We start from the raw sequence: 18,637 nt of genomic DNA on the forward strand, positions 1-18,637 counted from the left end.
CGCGTCAGGAGAGCTGGCCGGCGAACGTCGCCACCGGCTCTCCTGCGGCGTAGTTGACGCTGATCTTCACCGAGCGGCCCTGAGTCGGGTCGAGCATGAAGACGTAGGTCCCCGTGGCCTTCGCGCCGGCGGCGAGCTCGCCCTGCAGGGGCTCGTTCGGACCGGCGGTGGTCGAGACGCCGATGTCGCCGTCGTCCGTGACGAGGCTGACGACGGCGGAATCGACGCTCTGCGCGCGCTTCGAGTCGTTGGACACGGAGAGCGTGACGACGACTGCGGAGCCGGCGTACTCGCCGGGCGTCTCGGGCTTGATGGTCGTCGTCGAGATCTTGTCGATCGTGACCACCATGTCGGTGGAGAGCGCGATCGGTGCGTCGAGCGCCCCGCTCTGCTCGGTGAGCGCCGGAGCCTCGGTGGGCCCTTCGGTCTCCGTGTCGGAAGGCGGCGTCCAGTCGGTGGTGCTGGTGCCTTCAGGCGCCGGCGTCTCGGACGCGCCAGGCGCTGCGGTGCAGCCGGCCGTGACGAGTGCGAGCGCCACCAACGGCGCGACGACCATCGCTCGTAGTGAGCGCGAAGAGCCGTCCCCAGAACGGCATGATGAAACTTTGAACACTGCAGCTCCCCAGAACCCAGATTCCCCGTTCCCAAAGCCCCCTCGGCTTCGGGTCCCCTTCAACCGCGTAGAACGCGGCGTCGGCTAATCGTAGTGCGAGGACCGGAATATCGCAAGTGTTCGCTCAAGAAGAGTGTCGCCGATGTCCTCCGAGTTGCGCCAGGATGGTCGCGACGGAGGCCTCGACCTCCGAGATCGTCTCCAGGTGTCCGCGGCTTCCGTGGCGATCGGCGATGCTCGTCGGGTCGACGGTCGTGCGGCCTCCGAAGAGCTGCCGCAGGCGGGTCCCGACACCTCCGGACGCGGCCAACGGAACGGCTCTCGATCGACCCCGGTCGAGGTGGGCGACATATTCCGCCACCCGATCCGGAGCAGACGACGCGAAGCCCTCACCGAGGTGAGCGGCTTCCTTTATCGTGAACATCCAGTCACGCGACCGCGGTGCCAGTCGCACCAGCTCGCCACGGATGTCGCGCGAAGCCGTGAGCACGATGCTCGCCTGCTCGATCTGCTCGACCGTGACCGGTCGCGCCCGGTGCGCCCGGGCTTGGGCCTGCCACTCCTCGTCGTCGTGCAACGACGCCACGGCCGAGCAGATCGGGTCGCCCGCGTTCGCTCGGATGCCCGCGCTGCTCACCGAGAGGGGCGAATCCGCCCCGAGCCCCCGCCTCAACGCGAGTTCGGCCAGAGGCGACCGGCAGACGTTGGCGGCGCAGACCACGAGGATCTTCTCGTCGGTCATGCGGCCTCCCCGAGCTTTCCGATCTCGCGGAACCACTTCACCGCGGCGAGTGCCAGGAACAGGACGGCGGCCGCGCAGAGTGCGCCGTAGCCGACGAGGAACGCCGGGGTCCATCCCCACAGGACGAACACGAGGCACACGAGACCGAAGTCGGTCGGCAGCAGGATGAGAGACCGCAGCAGGGTCCCGCCGCCGCGCTCATGGGTCGACGCCACCGCGTGCTTTCCCTTGAGCAGGTCGTTGAGGAGCATTCCGGAGAACGTGGTCGTGGCCACGATGCTGAACACGATCGGGATCAACAGCAGCAGAGGCGTCTCGGGGAGGACGCGGTAGAGCCCGATGAGCACGGCGAGATGGAGCGAGGCGATCTTGATCGTGTCGATGAAGTGATCGAGCCACTCGCCCTGGGGGCTTCCCCCGCCGCGCAGACGTGCGACCTGGCCGTCCGCGGAATCCCAGGCGTACCCGAGCACCAGAAGGAGGGCGATCAGCAGCCCCATGGGCACGTTCACGGGACCGAACGCGATCAGTCCGATCGCGACGAACGAGTGCACCGCGCTGATGATCGACACCTGGTTGGGGGTGAGACCGATCCGGTAGGCCACGGCGGCGAGCACCCGCCCGATACGACGGTTGACGTACACCGAGTACGCGGGTGCCCCTCGGGCGTGCCCCTTCTGCGCACGCGCGAGACGGTGATATGCGTCTACGACCATTTCCTGCCCTTCTGGACCGTTGCGTGGGTCCGCGCGATCCGACGGGCCTCGCGGACACCGCGAAGATAGGCCCGGATCGGTGCGGCCGACTGGATCAGCTGCCGTCGCCCACCTCGGAGGATGACCTCTCTGGCCGTGCGGGGGATGGACCGGCGCCAGCGCTGCACCGCGGCATCGTCGAGATGACGCACCGCGTACAGCATCCGGTTGCGGATGTTGTAGTAGTAATACCCCTCGGATTTCGCCCGGGAGGTCTCGGGTTCGGCGCGCTGCGTGCCGCCCTCATCATGCACCGCATTGGCGTCTTCGACGAGCATCAGCGAGCCGCCGGCGGACACCACGCGGCGAGAGAAGTCGACGTCTTCCCAGTACAGGAAGTAGTCGTCGTCGAAACCGCCGGCGAGCTCCCACACTTCGCGCGTGATCCACAGGCAGGCCCCGCTCAGCCAAGGTTCGAACGGCTGCGCATCGCCGTCGACGCGCTTGCGACGTGCGCGCATGGTGCCGTCGTCGAGCAGGAGGTCGATGCCGGCGAACCAGGTTCTTCCATCGGAATCCGTGATGACCGGCGAAGCGAGCGTGGTGCGTGAGGCTGCGGTGACGGAAGCGAGTCGACGCAGGGAGTCGCGGTCGATGTGCGCATCGGGATTGATGACGAGCACGTCGGTCGCCCCCTCGGCGAGCGCGCGCGTGACACCGATGTTGACGCCGCCGCCGAAACCCGAGTTCGATTCCGATTCGATCAGCAGCCAGCCGTGCGCGTCGGCGACTTCGCCGGCGGCACGCCGTTCGTCGGCGTTCGACCAGTTGTCGACGACGAGGACGAGCACGTCGGGATCGATCGCCCGCGCTTCGCGCTCCACGGTCACCAGATTGCGTTGCAGAAGCCGCGCCGAGGCGTAGTTGACGACGACGACGGCAAGCCGTCCGTGCTCGATTGACACGCGATCCTCCCCCCGGATCCGGGTCACGGATCGCCTCGGGTCGTCGGTCGAATTCCCCAGAGTCGCGACCGACGTCGACTCCCAGGACAACGACTATACGCGAGAACAGCCCCCGCAGATCGGTATCAGGGGGTTCACGATACGATGAGCCGGCGTCGGAGTCGAGGCGCGATACTGCCATGGGGATGGGGCGGATGAGCAGGGGACCGGAATCGAACGACATGATCACTGTGACGATCGGCGTACCCACGTACCGGAGGCCCGAGCTTCTGGCGGCCCTGCTCCGGACGCTCCCCGCACGCATCGCCGAATGCGCCGACCTCGGAGTCGCGGTGGATGTGCTGGTCGTCGACAACGACCCCGCGGGTTCTGCGCGGAGCATCGCCGCGGACGCGGATCTCCCTGTCCGCTACGTCGTCGAACCCGCACCGGGGATCGTCGCCGCGCGCAACCGCATCCTGGATGAAAGCGCTGATCGCGATCTCCTCGCCTTCATCGACGACGACGAGATCCCTCGGGAGGCATGGCTCTCCTCGCTCATCGAGGTCTGGCGCGAACACGGTGCGGACGCCGTGATGGGCCGCGTGATCTCGGTCTTCGACGAGGACGTCGACCCGTGGCTGCTCGCGTCCGGCACGTTCCGGCGACCGCCGAGACGGACGGGCACCGTGCTGCAGGTGGCCGCCGCGGGTAACCTGCTGCTCGACCTCCGTTCCGTCCGTCGGCTCGGGCTGCGCTTCGATCCGTCCCTCGGTCTGGGCGGTGGGGAGGACACGCTCTTCTCGCGGCAGCTCGCACGTCGTGGCGGCCTGATCGTGTGGTGCAACGAATCGGAGACAGAGGATCTCGTCGTCGCGTCGCGCCTGAGCCGCGCCTGGGCGGCGCAACGGGCATACAGCTCCGCGAATGCCGGCACCCGCATCCAGCTGATGTTGACCGACGGGAAGATCCGTCGCGGCATCCTGCGGTTGAAGGCCCTGGTGGGCGGCGTGGCCCGGATCGTCGTCGGCGGCCTGCGCAGGATCTTCGGAACACTGACCTCGAACATCACCCACCACGCCAGAGGAACCCGCCTCGTGCACCGCGGCCGCGGCACCATCGCGGCCGCCCTCGGCCGCCGCTATGACGAGTACCGTCGCCCATCGGAGGATGACACGACCATGACCGACACCGCATCGAGCATCCGCGTGATGCAATCGTTGGGCGCCCCCCGTCCGACGACGAACCCGTACAACAAGATGCTCGATGAGGCGCTCGGATCCACGGAGGGCCTGACCCGCCTGCGGTTCTCCTGGGGGACGGCTCTGTTCGGACGCTACGACGCCTTCCACTGGCATTGGCCGGAGGCGAAGCTGCACGGCTCCACGTGGTGGAAGTCCACGGGCAAGTTCCTCCTCACGACGGCGCTCGTGTTCCGACACCGCCTCTCCCGTCGCATCGCCGTGGTGCGCACCGTGCACAACATCGAACTCCCCGACGACAACGCGCCTCGGCTGTGGCTGCTGCGTTTCATCGATCGCCACACCGACTACCGGATCGTCATCAACGAGACCACTCCGCTCGCCCCCGGCACCCCGCACAGCCTGATCCTGCACGGCGACTACCGCGGCTGGTACGCGAAGTTCCCCTCGGCGGAGCGGGTGACGGGGCAGCTCGGGTCGTTCGGCGGCATCCGTCGCTACAAGGGTCTGGAGGGCTTCATCGATGCCTATGCCGAGGCCGTGACGGTCGAGCCGACGCTGAGCCTGCGGATCGGCGGGCGGCCGTCCACCCCTGAGCTCGGCGACGACCTCCGGGCGCGGACCGCGGATCTCCCGGGCGTCGAGCTCCACCTCGACTTCCTGAGCGATGCCGAACTCGTCCAGCTCGCGACCTCTTCCGACCTGATCGTGCTGGCCTACCGTTTCATGCACAACTCGGGCAGCGTCCTCGCCGCCCTGTCGATGGACCGACCGGTGCTCGTCCCCCGCAACGAGGCGAACGAGGCTCTCGGACGCGAAGTCGGACCGGAGTGGGTGCTGATGTACGACGGCGATCTCGATGCGCCGACCGTCGTCGAGGCGTGGCGGTCCGCGACCACGCTGACGGGCTCGCCCGATCTCTCCCGCCGCGACTGGGCCGACGCCGGCCGCGCTCACGCGGACGCGTTCCGCGCCGCCGTGCGGGTCAAGCGCCGCGGCGCCAAGCGCTAGGGCGCCTCGGCAGCACCCGGCGCATCGTCAGGCGGGGGCCAGCAGCCCTCGCACGAGAGATGCGACCATGATCTGCGTCGTGAAACGCCGCTCCACCTCGATCCGGCCGTTCCGCCCGAGCTCGGCGGCATGTCCCGGATCGTCGAGCAGTCGGAGCAGCGCGAGGGCGAGCTCGGCAGGATCCTCCGGACGAACGAGGTGGCCGGTGCGCCCCTCGCTCACGTACTGCTCCATCCCCGGGGTATCGGTGACGACGACAGGACGCGCCGTCGCGAGCGCTTCGAGTGCGACCGTCATCCCGGAGGCATGGAGGTTCGGCCGGGTCGGGATGACGACCACGCTCGCGGTGGCGTAGAGGTCGCGGAGGTCGGCATGCGGCATGTGCCGCACGACCCGGACCCCCTCCGGCGGGTCGAGGTCCGACCGCGTCTGAACCACCGCCTCGGTCTCCGGACGGATGGCGAGGACCCGGGCGAGCGCCGCGTAGAGGGTGGCGGGGTCGCGGTCACGGTCGTTCCCCACGCTGACGATGCGCGGCCGGTCCGGATAGAGCCTCGGGACGAAGAACGCACTGTCGATGCCGAAAGGGACAGCGAACACGCGCGTCGGTCCGTGCCCGAGCATCGTTCGCAGAGGTTCGACCTGTGCGTCGCTGAGCACCCAGGCGGCCTCCGCCCTGCCGAGCATCGCGACCATCCGTGCCGGTGCCTCCCCGGTCTCGGCCATATCCGTGAGCCAGATCACCCCGGTGGCGAATCGGGTCCGCGGGTGGGTCGTCTGCATCCGATAGGCCGTGTTCTCATCCCACGTCAGCGTGAGACCGTCGACGGGGCGCGGCCCCATGGACAATCGCGCACGAGCTCGCGCGACGCGGCCCGGCGGGGCGAGGTCGATCACCTCGACCGCCGCGTGGTCACGCAGTGCATCGAGACCGTACGGCCAGATGCTGGGCACCTCTCCCCTGGCGTGGCTCTGCTCCCAGGTGCGCGCCGACTGTTCGACACGATGCGCCCAGGTGAGAGACAGCGAGGGACCGCCCTCGGATTCCACGAGCCCACTATGGACCCCCTCACCCGTCCTGGCAAGAGAGGAGTCGCCGATCACCCTGGAAACCGGCTCCGGAAGGAACTCCGCCCTCAGAGCTCGCCGGGCTTCATCACCTCGGCATCGATGGCGCGGATGACGCGCTGGGCCGCGGTGTCCGTCGGGGGCTCGGCACCATCGCCCTCACCCTTGCGTCGCCGCTGGGGCGCGTACACGACGAGCGAGTGGAAGAGGAAGCGGGCGAAGAACGCCACGATGAGCGAGAGGCCGGTCGCGACGACGCTCGAGATGTGCCACGACTCGACCATCAGAGCCATCACCGGGATCCGCAGTGCGGCCTCGATGTTGTTGAACGCGAAGGAGCTGGCGAAGCGGATGCCGAGGGCGCGCGCGTCGGTCCGCATATCGGCGAACACGAAGCGCTCCTGCAGCACGAAGTTGCCGATGATCGTGACCTCGGCACCGATGATCGCCGCCCAGATGTACGGGACCCCTGCGGCGGTGAGCGCCCACATGATCCCGAGGTTGGCGGCGGCGCCGATCGCACCGATCAGTGCGAACAACGACATCTTGCCGAAGCGCAGGCGCGCGAGGTGCTCGAGGAACATCGCCCCCTGACGCATGCTCGCCTTGGACGTGCCGTGTCGACGTTCAGCGAACTCCATCGGCACCTCGGCGATGCGCAGATCGTTGCGAGCGAGGATCTCGAGGAGGATCTTGAAACCCCGGGGTTGGAGCGTCGAGCGGTCGAGACGACCGCGATCGACCAAGAAGAACCCGGTCATCGGGTCAGTGCTGCGGGCGAGACGGATCGGGAACATCGCCCGCGTCAGCCACGTCGCGACGCGGGAGACGCCGAAGCGCACAGCGGTGCCGAGGCCGCTCGTGTCCCCTCCGCCGATGTAGCGGGACGCGGCGACGACATCGGCGTCTCCCTGCGCATACCGGGCGAGCAGGGTGGGGAGGAGTTCGGGCGGATGCTGCAGGTCGCCGTCCATCACGATGCAGATGTCGAAGGCCGCGGCCTCGAGCCCGACGACGACGGCGCCGCCCAGTCCGCCCGTGTTCTCGGATCGGTGGATCACGCGCACGGGGAGCGGAGCATCTGCCGCCACCCGCGCGACCTCGGCCGCCGTGTCATCCGTGCTGTCGTCGACGAACAGGATCTCGGCGTCCCACCCCTCGAGGGCGACCGCAGTCCGTGCCACGAGCTCGGCGATGTTGTCGCGCTCGTTGAACGTCGGCACGATGACCGTGACCGGTGTCCCCACGTCCGCCCCCTGTCCCCCACGCGCATCGCGTGCGGCCTCCATCGTTCCACGGGTTCCTATGCGGGAGGAAACCCGGACCTGCTAGACTTTCGAACCGCGGCTGTGGGAGTCGCGAAGCGGATGGGGATCCGCTTACTGGGGAATTACTGATCTGGGGAGATCATGGGGACGCGTATCGGCTATGCCGTTGGTGCTTTCGACCTGTTTCACGTCGGGCATCTGAACCTTCTTCGTCACGCCAAGCAGCACTGCGACATTCTGATCGCAGGCGTCGTCAGCGACGAGATGCTGCGTCAGGTGAAGGGCATCGAGCCCGTCATCCCGACGGCCGAGCGGGCGGAGATCGTGAAGCACATCTCGTTCGTCGATGACGTCTACGTCGAGACGACGCCGTCGAAGATGGACTCGTGGCGCGACGTGCAGTTCACGCACTTCTTCAAGGGCGACGACTGGCGCGGCACCGAGAAGGGTCTGCGCCTGGAGCGCGAGTTCGCCGAGGTCGGCGTCGAGGTCGTGTACTTCCCGTACACGGCGCACACGTCGAGCTCGTCGCTGCGTCGCGCACTCGACGCGATCACCGCGGGCGCGAACGCTCCCGCGGTCGCCTCGGTGCGCTGAGAGCCCGAGCAGCCCTTCGCCGCCCGGTCGGTGCGCCACCGCCGACGTGAGGTCAGTTGGCGACGCCGAGCAGACTGCGCGCCATGCGCGCCACGTGCGGCGGAGTGTGCGGCCCGAGCCACACCGTCCACTGCGACGGCGGCTCACTGCATGCCCACTCCACGCACCACGCGTGCACGGCGTTCGCGAGCCGTTCGCCGCGCGTATGCGCCCTCGTTCCGTCTCCACGCACGAGCCAGCGCACCGACACCCCGTCGGGGACGTCGATGTGTCGGAACTGGATACGTGCCGCCGCTTCGAGAATGACGACGCCCTGCGCGTCCCACGGCAACCGCGCGGCGATGCTCGCGATGAAGCCGGCGTCGGCGGCGTCGCCGGCGATGAGCACGGCACCCTCGATGTCGTCCCAATCGGGATCCTCCAGATGCTCGCATGCGCCGCTCATGGCCCCAGCCTAAGTTAGGGCACCCTTACTTACAAGGGATGAGTCCGGAATGCCCCACCGCGCGCCCAGCCGGCACTCAGCGCCACCTCATCCGCGCGGCCGTAGGCTGGATGCATGACTTCTCCTGCCTCCGACACCATCACGATGTTCGGCGCCGACTGGTGCCGCGACTGCATCCGCACCAAGAAGCAGCTCGACGCGCTCGGTGTCGAGTACACGTACGTCGACCTGGTCGCCGAGCCCGCCGCCGCAGACGTGGCGAAGGAGATCTCGGGCCGCACCAACATCCCCGTCGTCGTGTACCCCGACGCCTCGCACCACGTCGAGCCGTCGAACGCCGACGTCGAGTCGAAGCTGCGCGAGCTCTCGCTGATCTGACCCCGCGGCATCGCCCCACTACACTGGCGCGATGAGCACCGAGGCTCGGTCCGAACGAGCACCCGTCCGTCTTTCTCCGCGCACGATCGTGCTGTACGCGATCGGCTCGCTCGGGACTGGTGGCTATGCGACACTGCCGGGCCTCGTGCTGACCTACTTCCTCACCGACAACCTCGGTGTCGCCGCCCTCGCCGCCGGTCTGATCGTCACGGCGGCGAAGATCTGGGACGTGCTGATCGACCCCCTGATCGGGGCCGCGTCCGATCGCCAGCTCGCTCGCACCGGGTCGCGCCGCGGGTTCATGGTGACCGGTGCTCTCGCTCTGCCATTCTTCTTCGCCCTCACCTTCGCCGTACCGCCCTCCTGGGGGCCGGTCGCCGGAGCGATCAGTGTGCTGCTGGCGTTCCTGGCGACCGCGACGGCATTCAGCCTGTTCCAGGTGCCGTATGTCGCTCTGCCCGCGGAACTGACCGGCAGCTACGACGAGCGCACGCGTCTGCTCGGGTGGCGCGTGGTCGTGCTGACGGCAGCCATCCTGCTGTTCGGCGCCGGTGGCCCCGCCCTGCGCAATGCCGGCGACGACCCTGTGCAGGGCTACCTCTTGATGGGCATCGCCTCAGGTATCGCAATCGGCATCGGCATGCTGATCGCCTCCGGGACGGCGGATATGGCGGCGAAGCGCACCGCGGCCGCCCCCGTCACCACCGCTGACGCTGCCATCCCCACCGCTGACGCTGCCGCCGCCGTCGCTTCGACCTGGCGGCACCAGTACATGTCGGGCTTCCGCGCACTCGGGCGCAGCCAGCCCTTCCGTGCACTCCTGGGGACGTTCGTGCTGCAGGCGCTCGCAACGGGAACGATGCTCGCCGGCGCGCAGTACGTGGCGACCTGGGTGCTGCGGTCGGAGGACGCGGTCACCTTCGTCTTCGTCGCGCTGGTGGGCCCCGCACTGCTCGCCACCCCGGGATGGACCGTGATCGCGCGACGGGTCGGCAAGGAGCGGGCGTTCGCGATGGCCACCGTGCTGTTCACCGCGGCCGCGGCGTCGCTCGTCTTCGCCGTCTGGGCATCCGGCGCCTGGATCTACGTGTCCGTCGCGGTGGCCGGCGTCGCCTACGCAGGACTCCAGTCGCTGCCGATGGCCATGCTGCCCGATGTGATCTCGCACGACGAACGCACGAGCGGAGCGGGACAGGCCGGCACCTTCACCGGCATCTGGACCGCGGGCGAGACCGTGGGCTTCGCCCTCGGCGCGACCGCTGTGTCGTTGACCCTCGCGGCCACCGGCTACATCTCGACCGTCGCAGGCGCCACGGTCGAACAGCCGGACGCGGCCGTCACGGGCATCGTGCTCAGCTTCAGCGCGCTGCCCGCCGTGCTGATGGCCGGGAGTCTGCTGACCCTCCGCCACTACCGCCTGCGCCGAGCGGACATCGATACCCTCGAGCCCTTCCACGCCTAAGCTGGGATCCCGTCCGAAGGAGACGTCGATGACTTCTGCGAGCACAACCGCCACCTCCGCCCCGACCTCGAAGCGCGCGTCGGGAAGCGCAGCCCCGGAGCTGGGCGAAGGGGAAAGAGAACGGCTCGACGCCGCGGTCGATGCCCTTCAGACCGGAACGCGCACCTGGTCTGCCCTCACCGTCGCCCAACGGGCGACGCTGCTGCGCGCGGTGCGCACGAGCGTCGCCGCCACCGCGGAGGACTGGGCGCACACGGCCGCCGCCTCGAAGGGCCTCGACGCGCGGCATCCCCTGCGCGGTGAAGAGTGGCTCAGCGGACCGTACAGCGTGCTCGGCGCGCTCGACGCCTATATCGAGACCCTCTCGCGCCTGGCGAACGGTGTGAACCCGCTCGACGGGATCACGATCGATCGCGCGCCCGGAGGACGCACCCGCGTGCACGCCTTCCCCCTCACCGGCATCGACGGGTTCCTGTTGTCGGGCTTCGCGGGCGAGGTCTGGCTGGAACCGGGGATCACCCCCGGCGCCGCGCGCGCAGCGGCCGGCCTCGCGCAGCGCACGCCCACCGAGTCGGGCGGTGTGGGCCTCGTGCTCGGAGCGGGGAACGTGACGTCGATCCCGGTGCTCGACGTGCTCTACGAGCTGCTCGCCCACAACCGCACGGCTCTGCTCAAGGTGAACCCGACACAGGATGCGCTGGTGCCGGTCTACAAGCGCGCACTCGCGCCGCTCATCGAGCCCGGGTTCCTGCGCATCGTCCGCGGCGGGCCCGACGTCGGGGCCTACCTCACCGGCCACCCCGGACTCGTGCACGTGCACATCACCGGCTCGGCGGCGACGTTCGACACCATCGTCTGGGGTCCGTCGAAGGGCGAGGGCGCGGCGGCGACGAAGCGACGACGTCGTGAGGATCGCCCCCAGCTGAAGAAGCCCATCACGGCTGAGCTCGGCGGCGTCTCCCCCATCATCGTCGTGCCCGGCGCCTGGACCGATGCCGACCTCACCTACCAGGCCGAGCACATCGCGACCATGCGGCTGCAGAACTGCGGGCACAACTGCATCGCCGGCCAGGTCGTGATCATCTCGTCCGACTGGGACCAGGCGGATGCCTTCCGCGCAGCGCTGCGGCGCGCGTACGCCAACGCGCCGGAGCGCCCGATCTGGTACCCCGGTTCTTCGTCGCGGATGGAGCTCGCGACCGACGCCTACCCCGACGCCCTCGTGCTGGGCGACCGGCTGCTCGTCGAGATCGATGCCGACGACGATCCGACGGCACTGGAGAGCACCGAGTACTTCGCCCCCGTGCTGGGCGTCGTGACCGTGCCGGGCACGGGCCAGGACTTCCTGGACGCCGCCGTGACTCACGCCAACGACAAGCTCCAGGGCACCCTCGGCGCGAACCTGCTGATCGACCCCGCGACCGAGAAGTCGCTCGGCGCCGGCTTCGAGCGAGCCATCGCCGCGCTCCACTACGGGTCCATCGCGATCAACAGCTGGACGGCGTTCGCCTTCATCACCCCCACCCTCACATGGGGTGCATTCCCCGGTGGAACGATCGGCGACGTCGGCAGCGGCATCGGTGTGGTGCACAACGCCCTCCTGCTCGACGGCGTCGAACGCTCGGTGCTGCGCGGCCCTTTCCGCCCGTTCCCCCGGTCGCTGCCGATCGCGAACGGCGGTGGACGATTCACGATCCTGCCGAAGCCGCCCTGGTTCGTCTCCGCGCGCACCGGGGCTGTCGTCAGCGAAGGGCTGACCCGTTACCGGGTGGACGGCAGCATCACCGGGTTCGTGAAGACGCTGACGAAGGCGCTGCAGGCCTGACGGTCAACGCGTCGATCGCGCGAACCGATCGGTCGCTGCTCGGAGCGCCTTCTGCGTGCCGGGCTCTGTGGCCGCGTGACCGGCGTCGTCGACCACGACGAACTCCGCCTCGGGCCAGGCGCGGTGCAGATCCCATGCGGTCATCATCGGTGTCGCGACATCGTGTCGTCCCTGCACGATGACCGTCGGGATATGGCGGATGACGTCGACACCGGCGATCAGCTGCCCTTCCTCCCACCAGCCGCGGTTGACGAAGAAGTGGTTCTCGATGCGGGCGAACGCCGTGGCCTTCGCCGGATCGGACATCGCCTCGATCTGCGCGATATCCGGGGTCAGGGTGACGGTCGATGCCTCCCAGGTGGACCAGGCGACCGCCGCCGGCACGTGCACGGCGGGATCGGGGTCGAACAGTCGACGGTGATACGCCTCGATCATGTGCGAGCGCTCCAGCACGGGGATCGGTGCCAGGAAGCTCTCCCAGAGATCGGGGAACAGCGCCGCGGCACCACCCTCGTAGAACCACTCCAGTTCGACTCGACGCAGGGTGAAGATGCCTCGGAGCACCAGCTCGGTCACGGCTTCCGGGTGCGCCTGCGCGTAGGCGAGCGCGAGTGCGCTGCCCCACGATCCGCCGAACACCTGCCACTTCTCGACGCCGAGATTCTTGCGCAGAAGTTCGATGTCGGCGATCAGATGGGCCGTCGTGATGTGACGGAAGTCGGCGTCGGGTGCACTCGCGTGCGGGGTGCTGCGCCCGCAGCCGCGCTGGTCCAGCAACACGATGCGGTAGCGTTTCGGATCGAAGAACCGCCGCTGCCACGGCGATGTCCCACTGCCGGGACCGCCGTGGAGGAACACCACCGGCTTGCCCTCGGGGTTGCCGCTGACCTCCCAGTAGACCCGGTGGCCGTCACCGACGAGGAGTTCCCCTGTCTCGTACGGTTCGATCGGTGGATACAGTGCATCCGTCTTCTTCATCGTCGGCCCCCCAGCCGGTCGTGCTGACTACTTCGTCAACGGTAGCGGACGTTCGCCCACCCGCCGGGCATCACGGGTCCAACTGATCGGCGGGAAGCGTCAGCACCTGCGCGCAGACGCCCAGCCCGTTCTGATAGCCCTCCGCGAACCAGCGCTTCCGCTGCACACTGGATCCGTGCGTCCAGGTCTCCGGATTCGAGAACCCGGACTGCTCCTGGATGTGGTCGTCGCCGACGGCCTCTGCCGCGTTCAGCGCGTCCTCGATCTGCGCTTCGGTGGGCTTCATCAGGTACGGATCGCCGTCGGCATCCTTCTGCTCGGTCATGCGGCCGAGCCACGCCCCGGCGTAGCAGTCGGCCTGCAGCTCGATCCGCACCCCATTGCTTCCCGGCCCCGTGCCGTTGTTCGGGTAGGCATCCATGTCGCCCGTGATGTTCTGAATGTGGTGACCCCACTCGTGCCCCACGATGTACAGCTGCGCGAGATTGCCGGCGGACGCCCCGAACTGCTGTTGCATGAGTTGGAAGAACGTCGGGTCGACGTAGACCCCTTCCTCCGGGGGACAGTAGAACGGCCCCACGGCATTGGACGCCGTACCGCACTGTGTCGGCGTCGATCCGTCGACGACGATCATCTGCGGCTTGCGATAGCCCTCCACGTTCTCGGCCCAGAAGGCGTCCAGCGCGACCTGAGCACCCGCCATGCGGCAGTCGACGTCGGCGTTCGCCTGCGCCCCCGTATCGCAGTTCTCGATGACCGATCCGCCCGCTGGTTCGCTGCCTCCGCTCGGCGCTCCGCCACCCAGCAACCCGGTCAGGTCGATGCCGAGCAGAGGCCCGGCGATGAGCGCGATGATGCCGAGCACGCCCACGCCCGTGCCACCGGCGATCGCTGCCGTGCGCCCGCGACGACGCGTGGTGTTGCCAGAGATGTCGGCGTCGGGATTGAAGGTCATGGGACGAGGGTACTCCGAGCGGAGGCCCCTCGAACGGACGTAGGCTCGGGGCATGACGACCACGATCACCATCACCGGAGCCGGCGGACAGATCGGCTACGCACTGCTGTTCCGCATCGCGGCGGGCGACCTGCTCGGCCCGGATGAGAAGGTGCGTCTGCGGCTGCTGGAGATCCCGCAGGGGCTCGGTGCCGCGGAGGGCGCGGCGCTCGAATTGCAGGACGGCGCGTTCGGACTGCTGGATCACGTCGAGGTGACGGATGACGCCGCAGTGGGATTCGACGGCTGCGACCTCGCCCTGCTCGTCGGTGCACGTCCACGCGGGCCCGGTATGGAGCGCGGCGACCTGCTCGCGGCCAACGGCGGCATCTTCGGGCCGCAGGGTGCGGCCATCGCGGCGAACGCCGCATCCGGCGTGCGCGTCACCGTGGTCGGCAACCCCGCCAACACGAACGCGCTGATCGCCGCCGCCTCGGCAGATGGCGTGCCCGCCGAGCGTTTCACCGCCCTGACACGGCTCGACGAGAACCGCGCGCGGGCTCAGCTCGCACTGACGCTGGGGGCTCCGGTGCACACGGTTCGCCGCGTGCCCATCTGGGGCAACCACTCGGCGACCCAGTTCCCGGACATCTCGCACGCGACGGTGGGCGGCCGGCCGGTGGGAGAGGCGCTCGAACAGATCGTGGGCGACGTTCCCTCCTGGCTCGACCGGACGTTCATCCCCCGCGTGGCGAAGCGTGGGGCGGAGATCATCGAGGTACGGGGCTCCTCGTCGGTGGCATCGGCGGCGAGTGCGACCATCGATCACGTGCGCGACTGGGTGCGGGGCACCGACGACTGGACGTCGGCCGGCGTCGTCTCCCACGGCGAATACGGCGTTCCGGAGGGCCTGATCTCGTCCTTCCCGGTGCGGTCGATCGACGGTGAGTGGCACGTCGTCGAGGGACTCGAGTTGAGCGAGTGGGCACGCACCCGGATCGATGCCTCGGTGGCCGAACTGCAGCAGGAACGCGAGACGGTGCAGAGCCTCGGCCTCTTGTGAATCCGGTCACCGCGACGCACGCCGACAGGGCAGAATGGATGCCGGAGGTGCGCGATGAGCGAGACGATTGATCCCACGAAGACCACGGCATCGGTCGAAGAGGCTCTGACGAGTCCCCTGCACCTGCCGCACGATGCGGCGTCCTGCCCGAAGTGCTTCACCGAGTTGCAGCAGAACCGCAACTTCTGGACCGCCCGCCCCGACGGCTCACGCCTGGTCGGTCTCGTCGTCGCCCGCGAAGGTCTGCCGTCAGTGGTCGAGCAGCGCGAAGATCTCACCCGTTTCGGTGTGCCGATCGAAGGATTCCGTCACCCGGCGCCCGACATCCTGGAGAGCTGGAACGACCGCCTCGCGCGCCTCATCTCGACCCTGCGCATCGGCGACGTGGTGGTCGTCGTGAACATCAAGGCTCTCGGCCTCGACGCGGACGAAGGCGCCCGCACCGTGGCCGAACTGCGCAAGCACGGCATCATCGTGAAGGTGCTGAATCACGACGCGCGGCACCTGGCCGACGCCGCCGCCGTACACACCTCGGCCCACTGAGACACCGTCCGAGAGCGCTCGTCAGCCGCCGTAGGGCGCGACCGGGAACGCGGTCGTCGTCGGCTGAGGTTCGACGGGCGAGCCGTCTTCGTTGTAGTACACCGGGCTCCCCTCTTCGGGGAAATAGAACCGCGGCTGCCAATTCGGACCCTCGAACGCCGGGAATCGCAGCGAAGCCCCGTCATAGGCGAGTTCTCCGCCGAAGACCATGTCCGAGAGCGCGGCCGCATCGCCGGGGATGCACCCGGGCGTCGCCGTCGCGGAGATCTGGTTCCGACCGGGCCGGATCGTCACGACACCTCGGCCGACGTCGCCTCCGGTGCCGACGATGTTGACTTCCTGCCGATCGCCCTCTCCGAATCGCGTCGTGCTCGCCTCCACCCCGGCATCCTCGAACGCCGCCGTCGCCGCGGCCACCACGGCCTCCACATCGATCTCCTCCGCCGGTTCGAGCACCCGCGCCCAGGAGAACGTGTACCCCGAGACGTCGCCGTCGATCCGGCAGGGAATCGGCGAGGCGCCGAATGAGCCCTGGTCCACGGCCCAGTCGCCTTCGTGGATCGCCATGATCACGGAGTGCATGACGGTGGAGTACGCGACGTAATTCTTCTCGCCATCGCGATACAGCGCATCGCCTTCGGGCGCCGACGTGGTTCCGCAGCTCGTCATCGTCATCACCAATCCGACGGCTGCTGCCGCCATCACTCCGCGCCGCCATATCCCGCGCATTCGTCGTCCCATTCGCTCAGAAGTCGATGAGAGCGTACTCATCGCTGATCCACCAGTTGCTCGCATCCCAGAACCCCTGCGTACTGCCCTCGCCGCCGCGAACGGTACCGGGCTCCCCGGTCTGGATGATCTCCGACACGTTGTAGAAGGATTCCGAACCCGGCTCGAGGTATGCACCGGGCCCCAGAGCATCGTGTCCGGTCGCGGACGGAAGACTGTCGCCGGATGCGCTCACGCCACCGTCGCTGTCGAACACGGTAGTCCCTGACAGGGTCTCCGGGCTGACAGGATGCCCGGGAGCCGTGGCGCGACCGACGCGGGCCACGGCGTCGTCCTCGGAGATCGTCGCATAGATCTGCGGGGGCTCGCCGTTGGTCAGGTTGTCGACGACGGCCGCATCGTTCGGGAACCCGGCGGATCCGACCGCGATCAACGAGGTGACGCCGAGACCGTCGGGCTGCGATCCGATGGCGAGCGCCGCTGTCGTACTGCCATACGAGTGTGCGATCACGTTGACGTCGGCCTCGGGCGACAGCGCGCGTACCGCGAGCAGGTAGGAGCGCAAGGACGCCGCTCCGTCCTGCGCTCGACCCATCGCGGGCTCCTCGAGGAGTTCCGGCGTGTCGTAGCCGAACCAGACGACGGTCGCGGATCCGGCTCCCACGGAGGAGTTCAGCGCCTTCGCCGATTCACCCCACGATTGCAGGTCGTGCACGTTCCCCAGCATCCCGGGGACGAGAGTATTGATCTCCGACGCCGTCAACAGGTCGCCGTAGGCGATCGCCGCGGTCACCTGCTCCGAACCGTCCGGGTCGAAGCTGATCAGATTCGGGGCCGGGATCCCACCCGCGTTCAGCGCTCGCACGATCGCTTCGAGGTCGTCACGGTGCGGACCCGCGGGTTCGGTCTGGAGCACCTCCTCCAGCCTCGCGGCGTTCACCCTCGCACGCACGTCCCAGGGGACCCCGTCGAGGTTGCCGACGATGGCGGGGTGGCTGTCGATGAGCTCCTGCTGCAGTTCGGGGTTCGCCGCCCAGAGTCGAGCGACCTCCTCCGGGCTTGAGGCCGCGAGCAGGTCGGCGAGCAGGTCGCGCGCCTGGTTCGTCAAGACGGCACCCGTGCCTGCGGCGAGTGCGGCGAGGGCCGCATCGTACGCGGCGTCCCAGTCGCCGTAGAGCCGTTCGTACTGGTTCCAGAGCTCGTCCAGCGCCTCTTTCGCGGCATCACGGTCGACGATCGCATCGTTCACGGCGTCGGTCGTCTCATCGATCTCGGACTGATCGTCACCGTAGGCGGCGGCCATGGCGGCACGACCGGCTCGATCGGCGGCGATGTCGAGCCGGGACCACTCGGCGTGCGCCGTCTCGATGTCGTCGATCAGATCGTTGGCGGGCTTGGCATACGCATCGAACGCGTCGGCATAGCTTTGCAGGACGCCGGCGAGGAGTTGTGCCTCGGCGATGTCGGCGGGGAGCAGTGCGGCGAGGTCATCGGCATCTGCGCGCACCGCTGTGACCGCACGACCGACTCCGCGCAGTTCCTGCGCGGAGTTCGCGGCCGAACGCACGTCGCCGAGCCGGTCGGCCACGCGCGTGAACAGACCGCTCCAGTACCCCATGGATCCGCTGCTGCCCTCGAGGCGTTCGAGCGGATACCCCCGATTCGGCGATGTCAGGCTCATGGTCCGTCCCGCCCGGTGAGTTCGACATCGAGGTCGGAGTACTTGCTCGCGATGGCGGAGATCGCGGCAGCGAGGTCATCCCCCGATTCGACGCGGTCGTACACCCGGTCGTGCAGAGCGGTCAGCCGCCGGTGCATCTCGAGTCGCAGAGCGGAGCGGTGCGCCGGGTTCTCGACACCGGTGTCGTCACCCTGCAGACCCGCCGCCTGCGTGAGGACCTCAGAGGTCGCGGTCGTGAGGCTCCTCGCGGCATCGTTCAGCTCCGCGTAGAAGATCTCGACGTCTGACATGGCCACCCCCCGGTTCCGCCGGATTCACCCTACCCCGGTCGCGCACGGTGAGCCGATGGGGAGAACTGCCCATCGACCGCGATCTCCGGACCCGAGGACACGAAGAAGGGGCCGACGGCGAACCGTCGACCCCTTCTCGAGACTGTGCGTCAGCTGCCGGCGAGCTGCT

Annotated in this window: 19 protein-coding genes; 7 read left to right on the forward strand and 12 right to left on the reverse strand. The window is 68.7% G+C overall.

The window, feature by feature from the left end:
* Positions 1 to 4 precede the first annotated feature (4 nt).
* From L687_RS26090 to L687_RS26105, 4 genes are all read right to left on the reverse strand, one after another.
* Positions 5 to 556, reverse strand: coding sequence for a DUF4352 domain-containing protein (locus L687_RS26090; RefSeq protein ID WP_021198746.1), 552 nt, complete (start codon positions 554 to 556; stop codon positions 5 to 7).
* 181 nt (positions 557 to 737) lie between these two features.
* The gene (locus tag L687_RS41775) at positions 738 to 1,355 is read right to left on the reverse strand and encodes an arsenate reductase/protein-tyrosine-phosphatase family protein (protein ID WP_021198747.1); all 618 of its coding nucleotides are present in this window, start codon (positions 1,353 to 1,355) and stop codon (positions 738 to 740) included.
* Positions 1,352 to 2,071, reverse strand: a complete 720-nt coding sequence (locus tag L687_RS26100) for a CDP-alcohol phosphatidyltransferase family protein (RefSeq protein ID WP_021198748.1) — start codon at positions 2,069 to 2,071, stop codon at positions 1,352 to 1,354. Before L687_RS26100 ends, L687_RS41775 begins: the two co-directional genes overlap by 4 nt.
* The gene (locus tag L687_RS26105) at positions 2,062 to 3,015 is read right to left on the reverse strand and encodes a glycosyltransferase family 2 protein (RefSeq protein WP_021198749.1); all 954 of its coding nucleotides are present in this window, start codon (positions 3,013 to 3,015) and stop codon (positions 2,062 to 2,064) included. Before L687_RS26105 ends, L687_RS26100 begins: the two co-directional genes overlap by 10 nt.
* A 194-nt stretch (positions 3,016 to 3,209) precedes the next feature.
* Between L687_RS26105 and L687_RS43080 the strand changes: the two genes are divergently transcribed.
* Positions 3,210 to 5,207, forward strand: a complete 1,998-nt coding sequence (locus L687_RS43080; RefSeq protein WP_235045214.1) for a glycosyltransferase — start codon at positions 3,210 to 3,212, stop codon at positions 5,205 to 5,207.
* A 27-nt stretch (positions 5,208 to 5,234) separates the two neighbouring features.
* On the opposite strand, the gene L687_RS26110 is transcribed toward L687_RS43080, so the two are convergent.
* Entirely contained in the window at positions 5,235 to 6,257 is a 1,023-nt protein-coding gene (locus tag L687_RS26110) for a glycosyltransferase family 4 protein (RefSeq protein WP_021198751.1), read from the reverse strand.
* Between the two features lie 86 nt (positions 6,258 to 6,343).
* Entirely contained in the window at positions 6,344 to 7,564 is a 1,221-nt protein-coding gene (locus tag L687_RS26115) for a glycosyltransferase (protein WP_021198752.1), read from the reverse strand.
* 120 nt (positions 7,565 to 7,684) lie between these two features.
* On the opposite strand from L687_RS26115, the gene L687_RS26120 reads away from it, so the two are divergent.
* A complete protein-coding gene (locus L687_RS26120; RefSeq protein WP_021198753.1) occupies positions 7,685 to 8,140 on the forward strand; it encodes an adenylyltransferase/cytidyltransferase family protein in 456 nt (151 codons plus the stop codon).
* Between the two features lie 52 nt (positions 8,141 to 8,192).
* Here the strand turns inward: L687_RS26120 and L687_RS26125 are convergent, their stop codons facing one another.
* The gene (locus L687_RS26125) at positions 8,193 to 8,585 is read right to left on the reverse strand and encodes an SIP domain-containing protein (protein ID WP_017831448.1); all 393 of its coding nucleotides are present in this window, start codon (positions 8,583 to 8,585) and stop codon (positions 8,193 to 8,195) included.
* Between the two features lie 114 nt (positions 8,586 to 8,699).
* Here L687_RS26125 and L687_RS26130 point away from each other — a divergent pair, with 114 nt between their 5' ends.
* The 3 genes from L687_RS26130 to L687_RS26140 are packed head-to-tail and all read left to right on the forward strand — an operon-like array spanning position 8,700 to position 12,250.
* Positions 8,700 to 8,963 (forward strand): glutaredoxin family protein, encoded by a 264-nt coding sequence (locus L687_RS26130; protein WP_017831447.1) that lies wholly within the window; start codon positions 8,700 to 8,702, stop codon positions 8,961 to 8,963.
* A gap of 31 nt (positions 8,964 to 8,994) precedes the next feature.
* The gene (locus tag L687_RS26135) at positions 8,995 to 10,425 is read left to right on the forward strand and encodes an MFS transporter (protein WP_021198754.1); all 1,431 of its coding nucleotides are present in this window, start codon (positions 8,995 to 8,997) and stop codon (positions 10,423 to 10,425) included.
* Positions 10,426 to 10,453: 28 nt separating this feature from the next.
* A complete protein-coding gene (locus tag L687_RS26140; RefSeq protein ID WP_021198755.1) occupies positions 10,454 to 12,250 on the forward strand; it encodes an aldehyde dehydrogenase family protein in 1,797 nt (598 codons plus the stop codon).
* Positions 12,251 to 12,253: 3 nt separating this feature from the next.
* Here L687_RS26140 and pip read toward each other — a convergent pair whose 3' ends face one another.
* Positions 12,254 to 13,228: a prolyl aminopeptidase gene (gene pip, locus L687_RS26145; RefSeq protein ID WP_021198756.1), complete on the reverse strand. Its 975-nt coding sequence runs from the start codon at positions 13,226 to 13,228 to the stop codon at positions 12,254 to 12,256.
* Positions 13,229 to 13,298: 70 nt separating this feature from the next.
* The gene (ypfJ, locus tag L687_RS26150; RefSeq protein WP_021198757.1) at positions 13,299 to 14,183 is read right to left on the reverse strand and encodes a KPN_02809 family neutral zinc metallopeptidase; all 885 of its coding nucleotides are present in this window, start codon (positions 14,181 to 14,183) and stop codon (positions 13,299 to 13,301) included.
* A gap of 52 nt (positions 14,184 to 14,235) precedes the next feature.
* Here ypfJ and L687_RS26155 point away from each other — a divergent pair, with 52 nt between their 5' ends.
* Together L687_RS26155 and L687_RS26160 are read left to right on the forward strand one after the other, a co-directional pair.
* On the forward strand, positions 14,236 to 15,225 hold the full coding sequence (locus L687_RS26155; RefSeq protein ID WP_021198758.1) for a malate dehydrogenase: 990 nt from the start codon (positions 14,236 to 14,238) through the stop codon (positions 15,223 to 15,225).
* A 54-nt stretch (positions 15,226 to 15,279) separates the two neighbouring features.
* A complete protein-coding gene (locus tag L687_RS26160; RefSeq protein ID WP_021198759.1) occupies positions 15,280 to 15,768 on the forward strand; it encodes a hypothetical protein in 489 nt (162 codons plus the stop codon).
* Positions 15,769 to 15,789: 21 nt separating this feature from the next.
* Here L687_RS26160 and L687_RS42720 read toward each other — a convergent pair whose 3' ends face one another.
* The 3 genes from L687_RS42720 to L687_RS26175 form a co-directional block, all read right to left on the reverse strand.
* Positions 15,790 to 16,443 (reverse strand): hypothetical protein, encoded by a 654-nt coding sequence (locus L687_RS42720; RefSeq protein WP_167540687.1) that lies wholly within the window; start codon positions 16,441 to 16,443, stop codon positions 15,790 to 15,792.
* 70 nt (positions 16,444 to 16,513) lie between these two features.
* On the reverse strand, positions 16,514 to 18,178 hold the full coding sequence (locus tag L687_RS26170; protein WP_021198761.1) for an alpha/beta hydrolase: 1,665 nt from the start codon (positions 18,176 to 18,178) through the stop codon (positions 16,514 to 16,516).
* Complete coding sequence (locus tag L687_RS26175; RefSeq protein ID WP_021198762.1) at positions 18,175 to 18,468, reverse strand: hypothetical protein; 294 nt, start codon at positions 18,466 to 18,468, stop codon at positions 18,175 to 18,177. Before L687_RS26175 ends, L687_RS26170 begins: the two co-directional genes overlap by 4 nt.
* Positions 18,469 to 18,637: the final 169 nt, after the last annotated feature.

It is taken from the genome of Microbacterium maritypicum MF109 (assembly GCF_000455825.1).
Classification (GTDB): domain Bacteria; phylum Actinomycetota; class Actinomycetes; order Actinomycetales; family Microbacteriaceae; genus Microbacterium; species Microbacterium maritypicum_A.